This is a genomic window from Methanomassiliicoccus luminyensis B10, from assembly GCF_000308215.1.
In the GTDB taxonomy this organism is placed as follows: domain Archaea; phylum Thermoplasmatota; class Thermoplasmata; order Methanomassiliicoccales; family Methanomassiliicoccaceae; genus Methanomassiliicoccus; species Methanomassiliicoccus luminyensis.
Window position 1 is genome coordinate 239,579 of sequence record NZ_CAJE01000012.1, and the last position, 18,215, is coordinate 257,793.

Here is an 18,215-nt window from a genome sequence, read left to right on the forward strand (position 1 = left end):
TGAAAAACCGATTATGAGAAAAAGAGGGAAGAAATTAAGGAAAGGTGGTCGGTTTAGAACCGCCTCTCGCTGCGTGCCGGCTTGTGCTTCTGGTAGCACTCCCTGCAGTAGACCGGCCTTCCCTCAGTCGGCTTGAAAGGAACCTGGGTCTCCGCTCCACAGTCGGAGCACTTGGCATTATGCATCTCACGGGGCTCGTCGCGCCTGTATCCGCCTCTTCTGTCGTTCATTCGAATTACCTATTTTTGGTTCCACACACCTTGGCCAAGCCTAGACATGTGTATGGTTCTCCAATTCATATTCTGGTATAAAATAACCACTATTAGACGAATGCTTTTTGCACTAGGACTTGCTGGCCTCAAGACATCGGCGGCTTTCTCCCTCGACCCAAGCGGCCCCGAGGGGCCTTCTCCGCATCTAGAGCGGGGATGGGTTCAACGCTGCCCGCGTACCGCTGAGCCGAGACCCCCGAACGTTCAACAAGCTTTATATCGGATTCTCGTCATCCCTCCCTCCCATGGAAAGGAAGAACGTCCTGCTGGTCCTAGTGATCATTCTTACTCCCATCATCATAATGGGCACTCTCGCGGTCCTCGGCGCTCATAACACCTAAAAAGCCCGACTATGCGGATCGAAACGGTGGGAATGGGGGTCGGCCCCATGACGCCACCGCCTTTGGTCCATTCATCGTCGATGTTCCGGCCCCCATCGCTCTCGCCCTGTTAGGCGCGCTGGTCTGACGGTCCCGGAAGGGGCATCGCAGGCTCGATCAGATCCGGCCGCAACGCCACGCGTCCGCATCATGATTTTCACTTTTCATTTGATACTTCACATTTTTATGTGCTGATGCGCATACTCTGGAAGAGGGACCATCATGGCCGCAGCAGAAACGAGCATATGGTATCAGAACTACTATCGCACCAGGAAGAAAGTGCTGGCAGTGGCATCCCAATACTGGATCGAGGACGCCAACGGCAAATGCCTGGGGTACGCCAAGCAGAAGATGCTGAGGATGAAAGAGGACATCCGCATCTATTCCGACGAAAGCATGGCCACCGAACTGTTCAGGATCAAGCAGGAGCAGATCATGGACGTCTGGGGGACCTATTCGGTCATAGATTCATTCACCAATGCCGTGGTAGGCAAGGTCAGGAGAAGCGTCATGTCCGGCATCGGGGCGGACGAGTGGCAGATCCTTGACCCCGCCGGCCAGCAGATCGGCAGGATCGTGGAGATGTCCGGGAGGGGCCTGGCGAGGAAGTACATACCACTGGGAAACCTCGTACCGGAACAGGTGAAGGTGGAGTTCTACGGCCAGGAGGTCGGACAGATCAAGCAACAGTTCAAGATCGTCGGCGACACCTGGGAAGTGGACTGCTGCAGGATGCCGCCCCAGCTCGACCGCAGGGTCCTGCTGGCGGGCATGGTGATGATGGGGATGGTGGAAAGGGAGAGGAAGTAAGCTCCTCTGGCCCCTTGTCAGTCCATCGGCCTCGGGCGGGCACCTCGCGGGGAGCGGATAAATATGCCGGACGGCCATGTCCCACTTATGGTAGCGCTCACCCCCGAGTTTGAGGAGCTGTTCAAGGCAGCGAAGTACTATCCCCTGGCCACCGCGTCGAAGGCCGGGGACCCCAACGTGGTCCCCGTCGGCTCCGTCTTTCTGATGGATCCCCAGACCATTTGGATCGGCAATCAGTTCATGAACGCAACAGTGGCGAATCTCAAGGAGAACCCCCGAGCGTGCTTGTACGCATGGGGTCCTGACACCAAGGGCTGCCTGAAGATAAAGGCTGACGTCACCGTGCTGGAGTCCGGCGCGGACTTCGAGAAGATGAAAGAGATGGTCAAGGCCCGCCGCGCCGACCTGGTTTGCAAGGCCCTCCTGGCCCTCAAGGTCACCGAGGTCTACAACTGCAAGTCCGGCGGGGATGCGGGAAAGCGGCTGCTGTGAGGTCCGCGCAACGCCCGGCCCCGGCCGGCCTTTTTCCCCTTTCGATATTTTGATTAGCTAATGGGAACCGTCTATACTGACGGGATGATCGCTTAAGGCTCCCGGGAGGCGGCTTCATGACGCACCACGACATCGCTATAGTGGGCAGCGGCCCATCCGGAATGGTGGCCGGCGTTCACGCCCTGAAGCATGGGTACCGGACCATAATCCTTGAGCAGGGGGCCACGGTGGACCCGTCCCCGCCTCGGTTCGAGGCCACCCCGTCGAACGGGATCCTGAGGCTCGTCGACAGGATGAAGATCCCGTATGAGTCGCTGTCATACCGTACCATGTGGGTCTCCCCCTCTGAGTTCATGTACCTCGAATCATCCAATACGCCGGACCTCATCATCAGAAGGGGGGGCATGCCCGACTCCCTGTGCGAAGTGCTGAAGGAACGCTTCCTGGACGCAGGCGGGGAGATAATGTTCCGACAGAGGGTGCACAGCGTGGAGGTCTCCGGAGGAGCGGTCCGGCAGCTGAACGGCGGCGACTTGGACGTATCGTTCGACTGGCTCATCTGGGCCGGCGGCGAGACGGTGCCGACGCTGGAAAAGTTCTGCCTCGCCCCCAAGGTGATGAGGACCATGCACGGCGCCGGCACCATATTCGACAGCGAGGGGGTGCCGGACCGGGTGACGGTGTACCTGGACCCGCGAAGGTCGCCCGGCGGCTACCTGTATGAGGTCACTTCAGGGGGGAGGACTTCCATCTACAACGTCACCGTGGGCGGGGACCCCGACCGGCTGTTCCGCGATACGCATGAGTACTTGGCATCGCGGGGCATACCGGGGGCCGCCCTTACCTACGGGCACGCGCATACTTCTCCCTGGGGCAAGAGGTGCATCCTGGAGAACGTCCTGCTGGCGGGGGATGCCGGGGCGATGAACGATTATGGGTTCGGATACGGCACCAGGAGCGCGATTTTGTCGGGGCACCACGCCGCGGAGTCGATAGCGAAGGATTACAACTACGATCTGATAGCGAAGAAGCCTAGCAGAGAAGCATGGAAGTCCAGGCTGGTGCGGAGGTGCCTCGACCGGTTCGAGCCCCAGGATTGGGACGCCGTGATCGGCCTGATGGACAACACCACCTCGTTCGGTCCGAACGTGGGGTGGAAGGCGAGGATGAGGCGGGCGGGGGGAGTATGCCGGGCGGTGTGGAGACTGTTATAGTCGGCGGGGGGCCGGCCGGCGCGTCCGCGGCCATCGCCTGCTCGGTCCACGGGGCGAGGGCGATCATCGTGGACAGGCGCGAGGTCATCGGCAGGCCGGTGCAGTGCGCGGAGGGCTATACCCCCCTTCTGGGGGAGATGAGCATCGTTGACCTCCCGGACCGCCTGACGGTGTGGAGGACCGAGGGCACCATCTTCAGGTTCGACGGGGAGGAGAGGAAGGTCGACGGGAGGATGTGGTCGACCAATATGATCGACAGGGCCGAGCTCGACTCCTGCCTGTACAATTCCGCGATGGGGTTGGGGGCCCGCCGGATCACGGGTGAAGTGTCGGACTTCGATGACGCCTCTCTGCATCTTTCGGACGGGCGAGAGGTCCCGTACGGGCGGCTGATCATCGCTGACGGGGCCGACTCGGTGTTCCTCGACCCTCAGGACAAGAAGCGGTCCGTTGCGTACGTCAGGTCGTACGAGGTACGCGGGGGCGAGGTCCCGGACCCCCGCAGAAGCACGATGTTCATCGGTGACTACTGCGAGAAGGGTTACGGGTACATCTTTCCCCGAGGGAAGAGGAGTGCGAATATCGGCCTGGGCGGTCTGGTCGACCGGGACGAGCTGGAGCGGCGGTTCGAGGAGTTCTGCGAGGAGCCGGAGGTGAAGGGCATTCTGAAGCGATCCGAGGTGGTTGCCGACAAGTCAGGATGCGCGCCGCTGTTCGGATCCAGGATGAGAAAGGAGCTGAGCGGCGCCATCATGGTCGGCGACGCCGCCAACCACAACCTTAAGCCGTTCGTAGAGGGGTTCATAATCAGCTCGATATGCGGCTATCTGGCCGGAGCGGCCTTGAGCCTCCGCCCCGCAGAGGATGCGAAGCGCTTCTTCGACACGCTGTCGCGCCGGTACCTCGGCGACCTGCTGGAAGAAGGACAACGAAGCTTCGATAAACTGTGCGGCGCCTGGGATGCCTTGAGCGCCGGGGAGATCGTGAGGGAACTGATCGACACGGACCTCGAAGGCCTCATCCCGGCGGGGAGGGATCGATTCGCGTACTGGTACGCCTCGATGATGATGCGCCGCCGCAAGAGGGAGCTAAGAAGGACGATACGCTTTCCCGGCACGGCCGGCGCTCCGGGGATCGGGGCGGGAGAATGCGCCTCACTTCCTGGGAAGAGCCCGGAACGACCGTAGGCCGCAGGAAAGCGCAGATAAGCGTCCCTTGAGTGGTGGGGCACGGCCGATCTACCTATACGCGTTCGAGCTCGTTACATGGCCGCCGTGACCGCCTATGCCTCGATGGCTTGGCCTCACCAATAATTGAAAAAGAGAAAAAAAGGAAAGAATAAGCCGTTAGGCTTAGTTGAACTGCTTCGCCAGCTTCTTGGCCATGGCGTACGCGATCGGGATCAGCATGATGGCGAGCGCGATGGCAAAGGCCCAGGAGATGTTGGCGATAATCCCGGTAACGCCGGGGAAGGATGCGAAGAGGGCGCCGGTGCCGACGATCAGGAAGATCGCGTACAGGACGAACTTCGCGTAACCAGCGACCTCCGCGAACTCAGGGTGGTCGGCCATTATGGACTTTATCAAGGCGTCGGTCAGGGAAATGCCCACACCGATGATGACAAATGCGAGTATCAGGGGGTAGATGAAGTCCCCGGGCAGGCGCATGGTGTCGAGGGCCAGCATCAGCACGAACGCCAGCAGGCCGATGAACAGCATGTTCTTCAGCCCATCGGCGACCCCGCACTTCTCGGCGGAGAACATCGGCCTGATGATCTTGCCGATGAACGAGGCCAGGAAGTCCGCTAGTATGGCGCCGAGGATCAGGATCAGGATGCCGGCAAGCAGCCAGGGCAGGTAGGTCGCAATGTCGTTCAGGTATGTGCCGAACACGCCGCCGAACGACAGCAGCTGTATGGCATAGATAACGGCTAGCACGATGATTATGGCCTTTACGACAGTACCTATCAATTTCGACGGATTCGTTCCCGCGTTCCTGAGGGACTTCCCGACCGCGGTCTCGTCGACGGTCCTGTCAAAGCTGGTCTTTCTGACCACCCAGTTGACAAGGTTCCCCACGAGGATCCCCGCGAGAACGCCCAGGGCGAGAACTACGATCGCCGCCAGGATGGATGGTACCGCATTCACTATGTCGTCCAATAATCCTTCCAACTGAGCACCCAAATCGGCCATGTTGTTACCTCTGAACTTTAAACTTAAATGAGATAATAATATTAATGTTGAATTTTCTAATTATCAAGAAATAAAGGAACAATCCAGCGGCTCATTTGGCATGCTGATGGAACGCCAGGGCCAGGGGGTCGGGCCCAGGACCGCGGGGGATATAATGGCAGCCTACCAAGAACACGGCGAGGCCATGCCGAAATGGGTGGTGGATATCAGCATCACTTCTCCCGGGCTCATTTCCTTCCGAACCTGTACTTTGCCAGCGTCCTCGGCCCCCATAAGGATGCCGCCAGCACCGCCACGGCCGCTACAAGCATGGCGGTGACGGCCGGGGCGTAGTAGCCCGCCTTGGGGAACAGAGTGAAGAAGCTGACGTTGATCATGGCGTGGACGACGACCACGGAGAACACGCTGCGGCCGGCATTATTGTAGATCCACACCATGAGCACGCGCAGGAACACCGTGTTGCACCGTTCCCAGAGGATGTAGTCCCATGCCTGGCCGGCCTGGATGTCCGGGATGACGTGCCACGCCGCCCAGATGATACCTATGATGATGCCGGCCCCCAGAGCGGTCCACTTTGCCTGCAAGGGATCAGTGGCGTAGCCGGTCCACCCCGCCTCCTCGCATGCTGCGGCGATGAAGAAGATGATGAACAGGAGAGGCAGCAGCACGGGTGAAAGAGGATTGGGGAGCGGCGTCCCCATCAGGTACATTATGGCGTACGACAGGAGGTATATCGCCGGCAGCAGGAAGAAAATAGCTGCGTACCAGGCCTTCTTCCTGATCCTCTTGTGATCGAAGACCCTCTTGAGCAGGCGCTTTACGCCGTCACGTCCCTCTTCACGGTAAACGAGGATGGATGCTGCGATGAGGGGGCAGGGAAACATCAGCGCGGCGATGGGCAGGCCCAGGGGAAGGGCCAGGTCGGACATGGCTCCTACTGCCAGGAACGGGAGGGATAGGATGAACACGAGGATGAAGAACGCCCCATACTCTCGCATCACCTTGCCGATGCGATAGGCAGCGTATCGGGCATCTCTCTCACATATCTCCTTGTCTACCATGAGCCAAGTAGCGAACTTCACATCGTAGTTCTTCGACGGTTCTTGCTGGCTGTATCCTGCGCTTAATATGTCCTGTCCTAAAAGTAGGCCAAAATCTACTTGCTCTTTCATTGTCCAGTCTCCATGTGTGTGGAGGGACTTGTCCTGCGTATCCTGTCCTTACTGTAGGACAAATTTTGCCCTAGTGCATCAAAATGGCGTGAGGGCCAGATGGTGCAGGGGGTGCGATTTGAACGCACGGACCACTAAGGACAGGATCCTAAGTCCTGCGCCGTTGGCCAAGCTTGGCTACCCCTGCGTTGCCAGGCGATAAACCCGAATGGTATTTGAGGGTTGCCACCGCACCCCTCAGCCGAGCAGGGTGGACCTACCGCGCCTCACGATCGGAAAGGCGCCCAGAACGGCCATCCCGGCGAGGACCACAGGGCCGTCAGCAGGTAGGGGTTCAATAAGGAGGTTCTAAACACGGCCCAGTGCCCTCAGCGTCGATGGTGAAGCGCAGTTCGCCGATGACAGTGTTGCCAGCACCGTCGGCGATCCTTATGGCGCCGCCAATCTCGCCGTCCGCGATCTCGAACAGCTCGAACGAGAACGGCCGCTCTCATCGTTCTCGGGGGGTTCGGGCTTCACTTTCTGGATATGAATCCACGGATTCGGTATAAATACAGAGTATTTGTTTTCGTAGGCAAGGCGTTCCCCAAATCGCTTGCCGTTCTGAACGCCCGCTCATCAGGACCGACCAGTGAACAGGGCCGCCGCACCCGTAGCCGGCAAAAATTGGGGTTGATGCCATGACCTATGAACACGCCAGGAACAGTCTCGACGAAAACGGCCGGAAGCTGCTCGACACGCTGGACGCGTGGAGGGCGAAGCGCGGCGACATAGAGTTCGTGGACAACAAGGTAGGTTTCAACATCTGCCTGAAGACCGCCAGCGGGCCCGTGACCATACTGGTGTTCTGGGGCCACATGAACCAAAAGGAGAGCTTCGTCATGGAGAGCCGGCAGGATGGGTACCCATCTTTCGTGAAGGTGGACCGGGCCGACAAGATCAGGTTCGCCAGGCAGCTGCAGCAGTACTACTTCCAGGAGACCGCAGGGCCGCACATGAACTCCCGCCTGGAGTTCCGCCAGGTGCCCATGACCCCGGACCGGCTGAACAAGATCGTGGGGGCCATCGACGGTGCTGTCGACATAATCAAGGCCAAGGTATGATCCCGGCCCCGCGCGCCTTTGGATGGTGAGGCTCATGCCCGTTAATCCAATATCTATGAAGATAATATTTAATAATTAAACCTGCCAAATACAACCGAATGAGCAGCGGGAACAAGCCTCGGTCAGTACCATCCTCCAGCCGGTCGGGGGGAAATATCATCCCGACCTCTGTGCTGGTCATAGTGTGCATTACTGCCATCACGCTTGCCCTCATCCTGTCCGCGGACCCGTCGAGGCAGAACATATCGGCCTCCCCCGACGCGGACGGGGATGGGTACGCCGACGCCAAGGACGTCTTTCCGTATGACCGCACTCAGCAGTTCGACCGGGACGGGGACGGCTACGGCGACAATCCCTCCGGCAACAACCCTGACAAGTTCCCGAACGATCCCAGCGAGTGGGCCGACTCGGATTCGGACGGAATAGGCGACAACGCCGACTTCTACGACCGGGGCAACGGGAAGATAAGGATCGCCATCACCGGTTACAAGGGCGACGGGACCGCCGATGCCGTCGGCGCGGGCGATCCCTACTTCATCATCAGGGTCGACACCAACAACGACGGCATCATGGACTTGACCTACACCAGCCAGGTCTTCACCGACAAAGAGAACCTGACAGGGCCGTACTCGGTGACGATCGACCTCCCGGACGATTCCAAGACCGTGCGGTTCTCCATCTCCGTTTTCGACGACAATAACGCGGCCGATCGCCCCATCGACTACGCGCCAGGTTCTGCCACCGTGCAGACCCACACCGTCAACGCCCCTTTCTTCGGTTCATGGACGTATGACGGGGACGATGACAAGAGGAAAGAGATCGACTGCGAGCTGAGCTACACCATCTCTGCGGTAGGCTGAGCGCTCCTTTCAATCCTTCTTGTCCATTCGGTCCGCGCGGTCGAGCACGGATTGAAGGAACTTGCTCATGGCCGCGACGGCGTTGTCCCTATTCTGCGGATAGGACTTCACCTTCCCGCGCACCGCGATGACGTCCTCGTGGTCGGCGAGCTTCAGCCTGCCCTGGTACGCTTCCTGCTTGTCCAGGCGAAGAAAGAAGAACGATTCTTCGTCGACCCTCTTCTCAAGGGAGTCCAGCAGATCCTTGACATCTTCCTTGGGCAGTCCGCTGAAAAACGCCTTGATCCCCTTGGCGTCGGTGACCCTGGCCTCCAGTACGATGATGGGGTTCCCGTGATACCCGACAGTACTGCTCTTTTTGATCTCCTCCGCGCCGGAAGCGAATTTGAGCGCCTGCTCCACCTTGGCCTCGTCCTCGGTGGCATGGGCGAACGTCCTATAGGCCAGGCTGCCGATATCCATCGCGGGAAGATACGCTCGGGCCATAGTTATTGTTTTTCCCCTCGGTGTTCCCGAAGGCCATGTGCCCTCTACGAATATCGTGCTGCCCGGACGGCAGGGCTCGGAGGATGCAAGCTGCCCCCTCCGGAGAAGAGCGATCTGTTCCATCCAGTCGGTTCGAGGCCGGCCCTTGATGGCCCCGAGGAGGTCCGTTCGTGCGTTCGATATTCGGCCTTTACGGTCGCAAATTCCGCGCCCTATCCCCGAACGCGCGCTTCAAATGGGGGCATGGCCGAGCTCGGTTTTTCGATTTCCCCAAAACATCTGGTGCGACCGCCGCTCGCTGGCAAAAATTAAAGAACAGAAAGCGGCTTGATGAACGATCCGCCCCTGCGAGGGGGGCCGACGCGTGCGGAAGGTGGACCGGTTGGATAAATTATTGGCGGAAGGCGGAAGGCTCCTGTTACTGGGCAACGAAGCGATAGCAAGAGGCCTCATCGAGGCCGGGGCAGGCCTGGCGGCCACGTACCCCGGGACGCCGTCCTCCGAGGTCGGGGGCGTCCTCGACGACATCGCCAAGGACGCCGGCATGTACTTCGAGTACTCCGTGAACGAGAAGGTGGCCATGGAGGTCGCCGGGGCCGCCGCCGTGTCGGGGGTGAGGTCCTTTGTCTTCATGAAGCACGTCGGGCTGAACGTCGCCTCCGATGCCTTCATGTCCCTCTCCTACACCGGAGTGCGCGCTGGCATGGTGGTGATGACCGCCGACGATCCGTCCTGCCACTCCTCCCAGAACGAGCAGGACAACCGCTTCTACGCCAAGCTCGGCCTGGTGCCCATGCTGGAGCCGTCCACTCCCGCGGAGTGCAAGGACATGGTGATGGAGGCGTTCCGCGTCTCCGAGGCCCTGGGCACCCCGGTGCTGCTCAGAACGACCACCCGCGTGAACCACGCCCGGGGGGCCGTCGAGTTGGGGACCCCCGCCCTCGGCAAGAGGAAGAGCGTGTTCGAGAAGGACCCCCGGCGGTTCGTGACGGTGCCCGCCAACGCCCGCCTGGGCCGCGTGGAGCAGCTGAAGCGCATGGAAAAGGCGCTGGAGATGGCGGAAGCGTCGCCGCTCAACTTCGTGGACGGCAGCTCCGACATCGGGGTCATCGCCAGCGGCGTCGCCTACACCTACGCCAGGGAATGGCTCGACGGCGTGGCCGTGCTCAAGCTGGGATTCTCCTATCCGGTGCCGGAAAGGATGGTGCTGGACTTCCTGCGCGGCAAGAAGACGGTCGTGGTCCTGGAAGAGCTAGAGCCCATCCTGGAGGATGAGGTGCGCAGGATCGCGCAGCAGTCTGGCATCAACGTGGAGATACTGGGCAAGAGGACCGGGCATCTGCCCCGCGCGTTCGAATACTCGCCTGATCTCATTCTCGCTCTGAGATCGGTCCTGCCGGTCCGGAAGGAGAAGGAGCCGCTGCCGATGCCGGCGCTCAAGGTCCCGTCCCGCCCGCCGGTGCTGTGCGCTGGCTGTCCCCACCGTGCCACCTTCTATGCGGCCAAGAAAGCCGTCGGAAGAGAGGGGGCGATCTACTCCACCGACATAGGGTGCTATACTCTGGGGGTCCAGCCGCCGATGCGGACCGCCGACCTCACACTGTGCATGGGCTCGTCGGTCGGTGCGGCTAACGGGTTCTCCGAGGTCACGGACCAGAAGGTGGTCGGTTTCATCGGCGATTCGACGTTCTTCCATGGCGGCATACCGGGGCTGATCAATGCTGTGTACAACAAGCACAAGTTCCTGCTGGTCATACTCGACAACCGCACTACCGCCATGACCGGCCACCAGCCCAATCCGGGCACCGGGAGGGACTACGGGGGCATCGAGTCCCCGCCCCTTCCCATCGAGCCGCTGGTGCGGGCGTGCGGCATACAATACGTCAAGACGGTGGACCCGTACGACCTCCGGACCACCACCGAGGCGATGAAGGAAGCATTGGCGTTCGACGGCCCCTCGGTCGTCATCGCCGAGCGCGCCTGCCCCCTGGCCATGAAGAAGGGAGGAAAGCTCGCTCCCACCATATATGAAGTGGACCAGGAGAAGTGCGTGCACTGCTATACCTGCGTGGCCAAGTTCTCCTGCCCCGCCCTGAGCAAGGAGGGCGGCGACGTCAAGGTCGACGCGGCCTCCTGCATCGGGTGCGGCGGCTGTGCTCAGGTGTGCCCCAAGAACGCCATCGGGGTGGTACAATGAAGTACAACGTGCAGCTGGTGGGCGTGGGCGGTCAGGGCGTGCTCTTGGCGTCCGCCGTCCTGGGGGGCGCGGCAGTGGCCGAGGGCCTCGAGGTGGCGATGTCGGAGGTGCACGGCATGGCCCAGCGCGGCGGCAGCGTCCTCTGCTCGGTGCGCATGGGGCAAGGGGTCATCAGCCCCCTGATACCCGCGGGCGGGGCGGATCTGCTGCTGGGGTTCGAGCCAGCGGAAACGTACCGGCACCTCGGCACCGTGAACAGGGACAGCTGCATAATCACCAACGTTACCCCGGTCGTGCCGATCAGCGCTTCCATCGGGCAGGACGCCTACCCGCCGGTGGACGAGATCATCGCGGCCATGCGGTCCGTCAGCGGTAACGTGATATCCATCGACGCTACCGCCAAGGCGATCGAGGCGGGCAAGGCCATCGCCGCCAACTCCGTGCTCATCGGCGCGATGTCCGCGGTTAAGGGCTTCCCGCTGTCCCCGGAGAGGATGCTCGATTCCCTGCTGCAGCTCGTGCCTGCCAAGGCCAGGGATATAAATGTAAGAGCGTTCGAGATGGGCTTCGACGAGGTCACAAGGTCCGCGAAGAGCTAGGGCACCTATATTTGCCGCATGTCATATATGGACGGAGATCCCGCGTGAGATTCACTGTCTGGGGAGCCTTAGCGGTATGCCTCTTGCTATCGGCATCGAATATGGCCGGTGGCGCTGCCGCGGATTGGGACGGCGATGCGGACATAGGCCCGACGAGCGTCACTGGGGGCAAGTTCCAGTGCACCGTGGACCTCACCAATGGCGGGACGGCGGACCTTCACGTGACGGAGGTCGTATACTCTATCGTCTGGCCGTTCGATCCGATAATGGAGGGGCAGAACCGGTGGATCGAGAAGGTGACGATATTCCAGGGCGAGCAGGTCATCACCCCGGGGGGATCTCATCTCTTCGTCGGACAGGTCAGCGCAGATGGCAGTGGCGGTTTCAGGTCCGAGGTCTTGGTGACCGCATATGCCGAGGGGGAGCCCCCTTCGGTCCGCGTTTTCACAGGGGATATCGCCATGGCAGAGTCGGCCCCCGCGGACCCTGTGCCTCTGATGGCTGGCATTCTGGTAGCGTCGCTTGCGTTCATGGGGATGATAATTTACTACTATGTCAAGAACGACATACCTCTTCATATGCCATTATTGTGGGCTCGGCCTCATGCCAGGATAAAGGTTGTCAGGAACTGCCCGTCCTGCGAGAGGGAGATACCCAATGACTCGAAGCTGTGTCCATACTGCGGCCGGAAGTTGTGAACGATGCGATCTGGTCAGCGGACCGTCGCCACCAGCTGCTTCCCGTACTCCACGATGACCCTCTGGTATCCTCGCAGCTCATCGTCCAGCAGGATATCGCCGGTGTCGACCCTCAGCGTCCTGGTCTCCCTCATCTTCAGCGGAGTAGCCAGCACCACCACGTTCTTCACCCCCGCCTTCCAGATGACCTCGGGGGAGATCTGCTGGTTCCCGCGTCCGAAGATGAAGCCCTGCTGCCCGATGGGTGTCACCACGATTCGCGCGTCGGGGTAGGAATCCAAAAGCGCCAGCAAGGCGGCCTCGTCGGCGTCCTTGGCCACCTGCTTCCAGTCGTACACCGCGTCCACGCCCAACAATGTCTTGTCGATGCCCAGCTTCCGCCCCACCGCCTCCATGGTGGTCCCGGGCCCAAGGATGTACAGCACGCTGGCCTGCATCTCCCCCACGAAGTACTCTGCCAGGGCGTCCTTCATCTCGTCCTCGGTGCCCCCGCCCCAGGCGACCTTGAACGGCTGCATCAGGGCCGGCTCCTCGGGGGCAGCATGTATCCGTACAGGGACGAGGAGATGCGCCCCCCGCGGAACTGCTCCTCGTCGATGTCCATGACCTCGGTGCGGCGGGAGGGAAGGTCCTCTATTCTCCACCGCCTGAGCAGCGCCCCGGCGTCGCGGGGGGTGTTGGCGAACACCCCGGACTGCATCTTGACGCCGGAGGGTATGCCGATGACCGGGACGCTCTCCCCAACGGCGTCCATGACGTCCCTGGCGGTGCCGTCGCCGCCGGTGAACACCAGGATGTCGATGCCCGCCTCCAGCAGCGCCCGGCACGCCTCGCGGGTGTCGGCGTCATACGTCTCGGGGCCGGGGCGGCATACCACCAGTGGGTCGGCGCCGAACGTCCTGAGGACATCCTCGCCCATGGCCCCGCCGGCGGTGAGGAACTCGTACCCCTCGAGGTCGCCGGCCGCCCGCAGTGCTTCGGCGGTCCGCTCCTGCGAGATCGGAGAGGCGCCCCTGCGCCTCGCTTCGTCCAAGGTCGCGGGGGAGTCCGTTCCTTTCAGGCCCACCGCTCCGCCCATGCCGGCGATGGGGTTGATGACCAGACCGACGCGCACGGGACCATGATTGGCAGCGGAATGATATATCATTGCCGAGAACAGGACTGATAGAATATGGAGGGGGCGGGAGGGTCATCCTCCGCGCCCTTTCCTGAGATGTTTTGGAGAGCTTATCTTGACATCAGCTCGGGGGTCATGGCCTCGGCGAAAGGCATCGCAGAGGTCGGAGCGTCCGCATTGATCAGCTCGGCCACGGGGGCAACCGCGGGGCGGGGCATGACCTCGGCACGGCACTCCGCGCCGTGAAGGGCCTCGGCCATCTCGTCCTTGAACTGGGACATGATGTCCGTGGTGATCTGGGAGGACACCGAGTCGATGATCTTGTTTATGGACATGTCCATGATGGAGAAGCTCTCGGTCATGGTGTAGTCCCCGGCGATCTGCAGGAGCTTGTCGTTATCCAGGACGACAGTGGTACCGGCGACGCTTTTCAGCTTCCCGATGCCGGCCCTGGCGGCATCCTGCCTGCAAGCCTCGTAAGAGAACGGGTTGATGGCGATGGCGAACGTCACCGCGTTAAGCCCCTTGGCGACCTCTGCCACCACAGGAGCGGACCCGGTGCCGGTGCCGCCGCCCATTCCGGCGACGATGAAGACGATGTCGCTGCCGTCGAGGACCCTCTCAAGGGCAGCCCTGGCATTCTTCGCGCAGCGCTCCCCGACCTCAGGATACCCGCCGGCGCCCACGCCGTGGGTGACGTCCTTGCCGATGAGGACCTTCTTGTGCGCGTCAACCTTCTCGAGCTTGCTCTCGTCGGTGTTCACCGCGATGGTCTCGACGTTCTTGTTGGCCCAGTAGATGCTGTGCACGACGTTGTTGCCAGCGCCGCCGCACCCCACCACGGTTATCCTGGGCTCCATAGGCACCTTGTTCAGGTTCGTAACGTTCTTCTCGCTCTCCATTTGTATCGTCCCCTCTCCATATCGACCTGTGCAGCAGGCGAGCTGACCGGTGTGGATAAAACCGTGCATCCCATCCCTTCTGCCAGACTTGCCCATCTAGCTGAGCTTTATCCCCGTTACATCTGCACCTGGCTCTGGAAGGCTTCCACTTTCGCTTTCTTGATGGCCTCCAGGGTCTGCTTGGTGTCGATGTACTTCTCCCTTACGCACTCCACGACCGCTTCCTCGGCGGAATTGTATATTCCTGCCCGTACCGAGCTGACGATAGTGTCGTGCGCCATCCGGGGGATCTCCACGGTGATCACGTTGTCCTTTGCTACCGGAGCGACGCTGACCTCCTGGGACCCTCCCTCGAGATTCTCTATGAACGAGCGGAAAGCGATCCTCGCGAAGTGGGAGCGGTTGGAGTACTCCGGGTGTCTCTCGATGAACTCATCGAGGAGCACCAGGTCCTCGGCTTCCAATCTCAGTGAGATCCTTTCTCCGTCCATTCGTAGCTCTCCTGCTTGCTCAGGTCTAAACTACCTAATAGTATGCCTCGTATTTAAAAATATGTCAAAATATGTCAGTCGTATTATTTTGTCATATCGATGCAGATACTTAGATTTTTTTCTAGCCAGAGAGCCCGTTTTGGGTATATACGGCTTTGCCCGGGGTGTCCGAAAGTGCCTCCTCCCGCGCGATATGACATACCTGTTCGCACTCGGGCGGCCCGGCGCCCCGCAGGCATTGCAAGGGAATCTAGCACCAAAAAGGGCCATCAAATATCCTATTAATACAAGTTGCATATACCTGGCCAAAAGGTGCGCCGATGTCTGAATGGACAGCTCAGATAGAAGCAAAGTGGCAGGAGCGGTGGTATGCCGCGAAGATCAATGAGTCCGAGAGGGACTCCAGACCGAAGTTCATGATCATCTTCGCGTACCCCGGTTTGACAGGCTACCTGCACGTCGGCCACATGCGCGGCTACACCTATGTGGACGCCATCGGGCGCTACATGAGGATGTCTGGCTACAATGTCCTCTTCCCGGTAGGCACTCACGCCACCGGCAATGGGGCCATCTCCCTGGCGAAAAGAATAAGGGAACGGGACCAGAAGACCATCGACTACCTGCTGGCGAACGGCTGCCCGCCGGAGAAGATCTCCGAGCTGGACGACCCGGTGTCAGTGGTCAAGTTCTTCAACCAGGTGTACGTGAACCAGTACTGGAAGAGGTTCGGCTTCCTGTCTGACTGGCGCCGGTTCACCAGCACCATCAATCCCGACTACAGCAAATTCATCCAATGGCAATTCCGGAAGCTTCACGACGCTGGCCTGCTGATACAGAAGCCTTACTATGCCCCGGCCTGCGTGGAGTGCGGCCCGGTAGCGGTGGACGCATCAGAGACGGACATCTCCAAAGGCGGGACCGCCGAGACCAATGAGTACACACTCCTCAAGTTCAAGTGCGAGGACTTCTACCTGGTCGCTGCTACTCTGCGGCCGGAGACGGTGTATGGTCAGGTCAACTTCTGGATCAATCCTGACGTGGAATATGTCAAAATAAGGCGCGGCGATGAGACCTGGGTCATAAGCCGCCCCTCCTTCGAGAAGATGAAGTACCAGAAGGACGGCCTCGAGATCGTCGGCACCGTCGCGGGCGCCGACCTCATCGGCAAGATGGCCCTGGCTCCCGTCATACACCGCCAGATACCGGTGCTGCCGGCATCGTTCGCCAAGCCCGAGGTCGGCACCGGCCTCGTGACCAGCGTCCCGTCGGACGCGCCGGACGACTGGATATCCCTGAAGATTCTCCAGGATGACGACGCCGCCCTGGCCAAGTACCACCTCGATCCCGAGACGGTCAAGGCCATCAAACCGATCCCCATCATCGAGACCAAGGGGTACGGACCCCTGCCGGCGGTGGAGATGATCGAAAGGCTCGGCATAACCAGGTCCGGCGACCCCCGGCTGGATGAAGCGAAGAAAGCCATCTACAAGGACGGCTTCCACACCGGGAAGATGAACTCGAACGCCGGGGAGTTCTCCGGCCTGAAGGTCGAGGAAGCCAAGGAGCTAATCAAGCAGATGATGATCAAGAGCGGCGAGGCCGAGCTGTTCTTCGACCTGTCCGAGGAAGTGGTATGCCGGTGCGGGCGCCCCGTGGTAATAAAGAAGGTCGATGACCAGTGGTTCATCGACTACGCCAATGCCGCCCTCACGGAGAACACCAAGGCCCACTGCCGCGCCATGCACATCCTGCCCCAGGAGTACTACGTGAACGTCCAGGGCGTGCTGGACTGGTTCAGGGAGAGGGCCTGCGTGAGGCAGGGCAACTGGCTCGGCACGCGCTTCCCGTATGACGACAAGTGGATCATCGAGGCCATCTCCGATTCCACTCTTTATCCGGTATACTACCTTGTAGCGCATTACTACAACTGCGGGCAGCTGACCGCGGACCAGATGACCGAGGCCTTCTTCGACTACGTGCTCCTGAACAAGGGCGAAGCGTCCGAGGTGTCCAAGAAGACCGGCGTCAGCGCCGAGCTTCTGGACCGCATCAAGCAGGACGTGTACTACTGGTACCCCCTGGACATCAACCTGGGCGGCAAGGAGCACATGACCGTGCACTTCCCCGCCTTCCTGAAGAACCACGTAGCCGTCCTGCCGGAGCAGCTGTGGCCCCGGGGCATATTTGTCAACTGGTACGTCACTGGCAAGCTCGGGAAGATCTCCAAGTCCAAGGGAGGCGCCGAGCCCATCCCGGACGCGGCCGGCCGTTTCGGCGTGGACACCCTGCGCCTCTACTATGCCCACATCGCTGCCCCCTTCGCCGACGTGGAATGGGACGAGAGCAATATAGTGAACTATTCCTCCAGGATCGACAGGGTCCTCCGGACCATCGAGGAGCTGAAGGGACTGGGCGGCTCGGAGGTCAAGAGCGTGGACCGCTGGCTCCTGTCGCGGATGAGCAATCGCGCCGCAGCGATCCAGAAGGCCATGGAAGAATTCGACCTGCGAAAGCTCGCCAACGAGGTGTATTTCGAGACCCTTACCGACCTGCGCTGGTACATGCGCCGGGGCGGGGACAACAAAGAAACGGCGGCCAAGGCGCTGCAGGCGTGGGTCCGCATGATGGCGCCCATCACCCCGCACATCGCCGAGGAGATGTGGGAAGGCATAGGGGGCGAAGGCTTCGTCTCCAAGGCCTCCTACCCTGTCGCGGCAGAGGGGGACATCGATCCCCCAGCGGAGGAGGCCGAGCAGTACCTCGAGGACGTCATGACCGACGTGAACGAGATCCTCCGGGTAACGGGCATAACACCGAAGCGCGTGCTGATCTACACTACCACGCAGTGGAAGAAGGACATCTTCGCCATCGCGCTCGACATGGCCAAGGGGAAGCAGCTGTCGGTCCCCGGGGTCACCAAGGCGGTGATGGCTCGCGACGACCTCAAGCGCCGCGGGAAGGAATCGGCCGACTTCGCCCGCAAGATCGCCGAGGACCTCCTGAAGCGCTCCGAGAACGAGCTCGCCCGGCTGTCCATCGATATCGATGAGCAAGCCTACCTTTCCGACGCGGCGGCGTTCCTCTCCAGCGACATGGGCTGCGAGGTGCGCGTGTGCTCCGCCGACGACGCTTCGGCGCCGGACCCCCAGAAGAAGTCCCGGGCCGCCCAGCCCCGCCGCCCGGCCATATTCGTGGAGTGAGCGGGGTCGGCCCTTCCAGGGCCTTGCGCC

The 18,215-nt window shown here is 61.0% G+C and carries 18 protein-coding genes and 1 tRNA gene; 10 read left to right on the plus strand and 9 right to left on the minus strand.

All coding sequences use genetic code 11. From position 1 onward, the window contains the following. Window positions 1–53: 53 nt before the first annotated feature. The gene (locus tag WYS_RS15590; protein ID WP_019176888.1) at window positions 54–230 is read right to left on the minus strand and encodes a CxxC-x17-CxxC domain-containing protein; all 177 of its coding nucleotides are present in this window, start codon (window positions 228–230) and stop codon (window positions 54–56) included. A gap of 644 nt (window positions 231–874) precedes the next feature. Here WYS_RS15590 and WYS_RS04080 point away from each other — a divergent pair. The 4 genes from WYS_RS04080 to WYS_RS04095 all read left to right on the plus strand — a co-directional run bounded on the left by WYS_RS04080 (window position 875) and on the right by WYS_RS04095 (window position 4,355). Next, window positions 875–1,462 (plus strand): hypothetical protein, encoded by a 588-nt coding sequence (locus WYS_RS04080; protein WP_019176890.1) that lies wholly within the window; start codon window positions 875–877, stop codon window positions 1,460–1,462. Between the two features lie 87 nt (window positions 1,463–1,549). Further along, window positions 1,550–1,954 carry a pyridoxamine 5'-phosphate oxidase family protein gene (locus WYS_RS04085; RefSeq protein ID WP_019176891.1) on the plus strand — a complete coding sequence of 135 codons (405 nt, stop codon included), beginning with the start codon at window positions 1,550–1,552 and terminating at the stop codon, window positions 1,952–1,954. Window positions 1,955–2,070: 116 nt separating this feature from the next. Further along, entirely contained in the window at window positions 2,071–3,168 is a 1,098-nt protein-coding gene (locus WYS_RS04090; RefSeq protein WP_019176892.1) for an NAD(P)/FAD-dependent oxidoreductase, read from the plus strand. Beyond that, the gene (locus tag WYS_RS04095; RefSeq protein ID WP_019176893.1) at window positions 3,141–4,355 is read left to right on the plus strand and encodes an NAD(P)/FAD-dependent oxidoreductase; all 1,215 of its coding nucleotides are present in this window, start codon (window positions 3,141–3,143) and stop codon (window positions 4,353–4,355) included. The genes WYS_RS04090 and WYS_RS04095 overlap by 28 nt, the downstream gene beginning before the upstream one ends. Before the next feature lie 165 nt (window positions 4,356–4,520). On the opposite strand, the gene WYS_RS04100 is transcribed toward WYS_RS04095, so the two are convergent. From WYS_RS04100 to WYS_RS04110, 3 genes are all read right to left on the minus strand, one after another. Further along, window positions 4,521–5,360, minus strand: coding sequence for a mechanosensitive ion channel family protein (locus tag WYS_RS04100; RefSeq protein WP_081579817.1), 840 nt, complete (start codon window positions 5,358–5,360; stop codon window positions 4,521–4,523). Window positions 5,361–5,587: 227 nt separating this feature from the next. Continuing rightward, entirely contained in the window at window positions 5,588–6,532 is a 945-nt protein-coding gene (locus tag WYS_RS04105) for a CPBP family glutamic-type intramembrane protease (protein ID WP_201798843.1), read from the minus strand. Window positions 6,533–6,632: 100 nt separating this feature from the next. Further along, window positions 6,633–6,719: transfer RNA gene (locus WYS_RS04110), tRNA-Leu, on the minus strand. A gap of 493 nt (window positions 6,720–7,212) precedes the next feature. On the opposite strand from WYS_RS04110, the gene WYS_RS04115 reads away from it, so the two are divergent. Next, the gene (locus tag WYS_RS04115; protein ID WP_019176896.1) at window positions 7,213–7,635 is read left to right on the plus strand and encodes a hypothetical protein; all 423 of its coding nucleotides are present in this window, start codon (window positions 7,213–7,215) and stop codon (window positions 7,633–7,635) included. A gap of 98 nt (window positions 7,636–7,733) precedes the next feature. Then, window positions 7,734–8,495, plus strand: a complete 762-nt coding sequence (locus WYS_RS04120) for a hypothetical protein (protein WP_026068784.1) — start codon at window positions 7,734–7,736, stop codon at window positions 8,493–8,495. A 9-nt stretch (window positions 8,496–8,504) separates the two neighbouring features. Here WYS_RS04120 and WYS_RS04125 read toward each other — a convergent pair whose 3' ends face one another. Beyond that, on the minus strand, window positions 8,505–8,957 hold the full coding sequence (locus tag WYS_RS04125) for an RNA-binding domain-containing protein (protein WP_019176898.1): 453 nt from the start codon (window positions 8,955–8,957) through the stop codon (window positions 8,505–8,507). A 388-nt stretch (window positions 8,958–9,345) separates the two neighbouring features. Here WYS_RS04125 and iorA point away from each other — a divergent pair, with 388 nt between their 5' ends. From iorA to WYS_RS04140, 3 genes are all read left to right on the plus strand, one after another. Further along, a complete protein-coding gene (iorA, locus tag WYS_RS04130; RefSeq protein WP_236993895.1) occupies window positions 9,346–11,178 on the plus strand; it encodes an indolepyruvate ferredoxin oxidoreductase subunit alpha in 1,833 nt (610 codons plus the stop codon). Further along, window positions 11,175–11,777 carry an indolepyruvate ferredoxin oxidoreductase subunit beta gene (gene iorB, locus WYS_RS04135; protein ID WP_019176900.1) on the plus strand — a complete coding sequence of 201 codons (603 nt, stop codon included), beginning with the start codon at window positions 11,175–11,177 and terminating at the stop codon, window positions 11,775–11,777. Before iorA ends, iorB begins: the two co-directional genes overlap by 4 nt. A gap of 101 nt (window positions 11,778–11,878) precedes the next feature. After that, complete coding sequence (locus WYS_RS04140) at window positions 11,879–12,475, plus strand: zinc ribbon domain-containing protein (RefSeq protein ID WP_019176901.1); 597 nt, start codon at window positions 11,879–11,881, stop codon at window positions 12,473–12,475. A 14-nt stretch (window positions 12,476–12,489) separates the two neighbouring features. Here the strand turns inward: WYS_RS04140 and WYS_RS14295 are convergent, their stop codons facing one another. The 4 genes from WYS_RS14295 to WYS_RS04155 form a co-directional block, all read right to left on the minus strand. Next, window positions 12,490–12,993, minus strand: a complete 504-nt coding sequence (locus tag WYS_RS14295; protein ID WP_019176902.1) for an ATP-NAD kinase family protein — start codon at window positions 12,991–12,993, stop codon at window positions 12,490–12,492. Next, complete coding sequence (locus tag WYS_RS14300) at window positions 12,993–13,589, minus strand: ATP-NAD kinase family protein (protein WP_019176903.1); 597 nt, start codon at window positions 13,587–13,589, stop codon at window positions 12,993–12,995. The genes WYS_RS14295 and WYS_RS14300 overlap by 1 nt, the downstream gene beginning before the upstream one ends. Window positions 13,590–13,702: 113 nt before the next feature. Next, window positions 13,703–14,494: a hypothetical protein gene (locus WYS_RS14305; RefSeq protein WP_019176904.1), complete on the minus strand. Its 792-nt coding sequence runs from the start codon at window positions 14,492–14,494 to the stop codon at window positions 13,703–13,705. A 116-nt stretch (window positions 14,495–14,610) separates the two neighbouring features. Continuing rightward, on the minus strand, window positions 14,611–14,985 hold the full coding sequence (locus WYS_RS04155; protein ID WP_019176905.1) for a ribbon-helix-helix domain-containing protein: 375 nt from the start codon (window positions 14,983–14,985) through the stop codon (window positions 14,611–14,613). 320 nt (window positions 14,986–15,305) lie between these two features. On the opposite strand from WYS_RS04155, the gene leuS reads away from it, so the two are divergent. Next, window positions 15,306–18,185: a leucine--tRNA ligase gene (leuS, locus tag WYS_RS04160; protein ID WP_019176906.1), complete on the plus strand. Its 2,880-nt coding sequence runs from the start codon at window positions 15,306–15,308 to the stop codon at window positions 18,183–18,185. Window positions 18,186–18,215: the final 30 nt, after the last annotated feature.

What these genes read in the sequence shown, in the direction of transcription:
- WYS_RS04085 (WP_019176891.1), top strand. Translation starts at nt 1,550, where the DNA reads ATGGTAGCGCTCACCCCCGAGTTTGAGGAGCTGTTCAAGGCAGCGAAG.
- WYS_RS04140 (WP_019176901.1), top strand. Translation starts at nt 11,879, where the DNA reads ATGGCCGGTGGCGCTGCCGCGGATTGGGACGGCGATGCGGACATAGGC.
- WYS_RS04090 (WP_019176892.1), top strand. Translation starts at nt 2,071, where the DNA reads ATGACGCACCACGACATCGCTATAGTGGGCAGCGGCCCATCCGGAATG.
- WYS_RS15590 (WP_019176888.1), bottom strand. Translation starts at nt 230, where the DNA reads ATGAACGACAGAAGAGGCGGATACAGGCGCGACGAGCCCCGTGAGATG.
- WYS_RS04115 (WP_019176896.1), top strand. Translation starts at nt 7,213, where the DNA reads ATGACCTATGAACACGCCAGGAACAGTCTCGACGAAAACGGCCGGAAG.
- WYS_RS04095 (WP_019176893.1), top strand. Translation starts at nt 3,141, where the DNA reads ATGCCGGGCGGTGTGGAGACTGTTATAGTCGGCGGGGGGCCGGCCGGC.
- WYS_RS04100 (WP_081579817.1), bottom strand. Translation starts at nt 5,360, where the DNA reads ATGGCCGATTTGGGTGCTCAGTTGGAAGGATTATTGGACGACATAGTG.
- WYS_RS04105 (WP_201798843.1), bottom strand. Translation starts at nt 6,532, where the DNA reads ATGAAAGAGCAAGTAGATTTTGGCCTACTTTTAGGACAGGACATATTA.
- WYS_RS04125 (WP_019176898.1), bottom strand. Translation starts at nt 8,957, where the DNA reads ATGGATATCGGCAGCCTGGCCTATAGGACGTTCGCCCATGCCACCGAG.
- WYS_RS14305 (WP_019176904.1), bottom strand. Translation starts at nt 14,494, where the DNA reads ATGGAGAGCGAGAAGAACGTTACGAACCTGAACAAGGTGCCTATGGAG.
- leuS (WP_019176906.1), top strand. Translation starts at nt 15,306, where the DNA reads ATGTCTGAATGGACAGCTCAGATAGAAGCAAAGTGGCAGGAGCGGTGG.
- WYS_RS04080 (WP_019176890.1), top strand. Translation starts at nt 875, where the DNA reads ATGGCCGCAGCAGAAACGAGCATATGGTATCAGAACTACTATCGCACC.
- WYS_RS14295 (WP_019176902.1), bottom strand. Translation starts at nt 12,993, where the DNA reads ATGCAGCCGTTCAAGGTCGCCTGGGGCGGGGGCACCGAGGACGAGATG.
- WYS_RS04155 (WP_019176905.1), bottom strand. Translation starts at nt 14,985, where the DNA reads ATGGACGGAGAAAGGATCTCACTGAGATTGGAAGCCGAGGACCTGGTG.
- WYS_RS04120 (WP_026068784.1), top strand. Translation starts at nt 7,734, where the DNA reads ATGAGCAGCGGGAACAAGCCTCGGTCAGTACCATCCTCCAGCCGGTCG.
- iorB (WP_019176900.1), top strand. Translation starts at nt 11,175, where the DNA reads ATGAAGTACAACGTGCAGCTGGTGGGCGTGGGCGGTCAGGGCGTGCTC.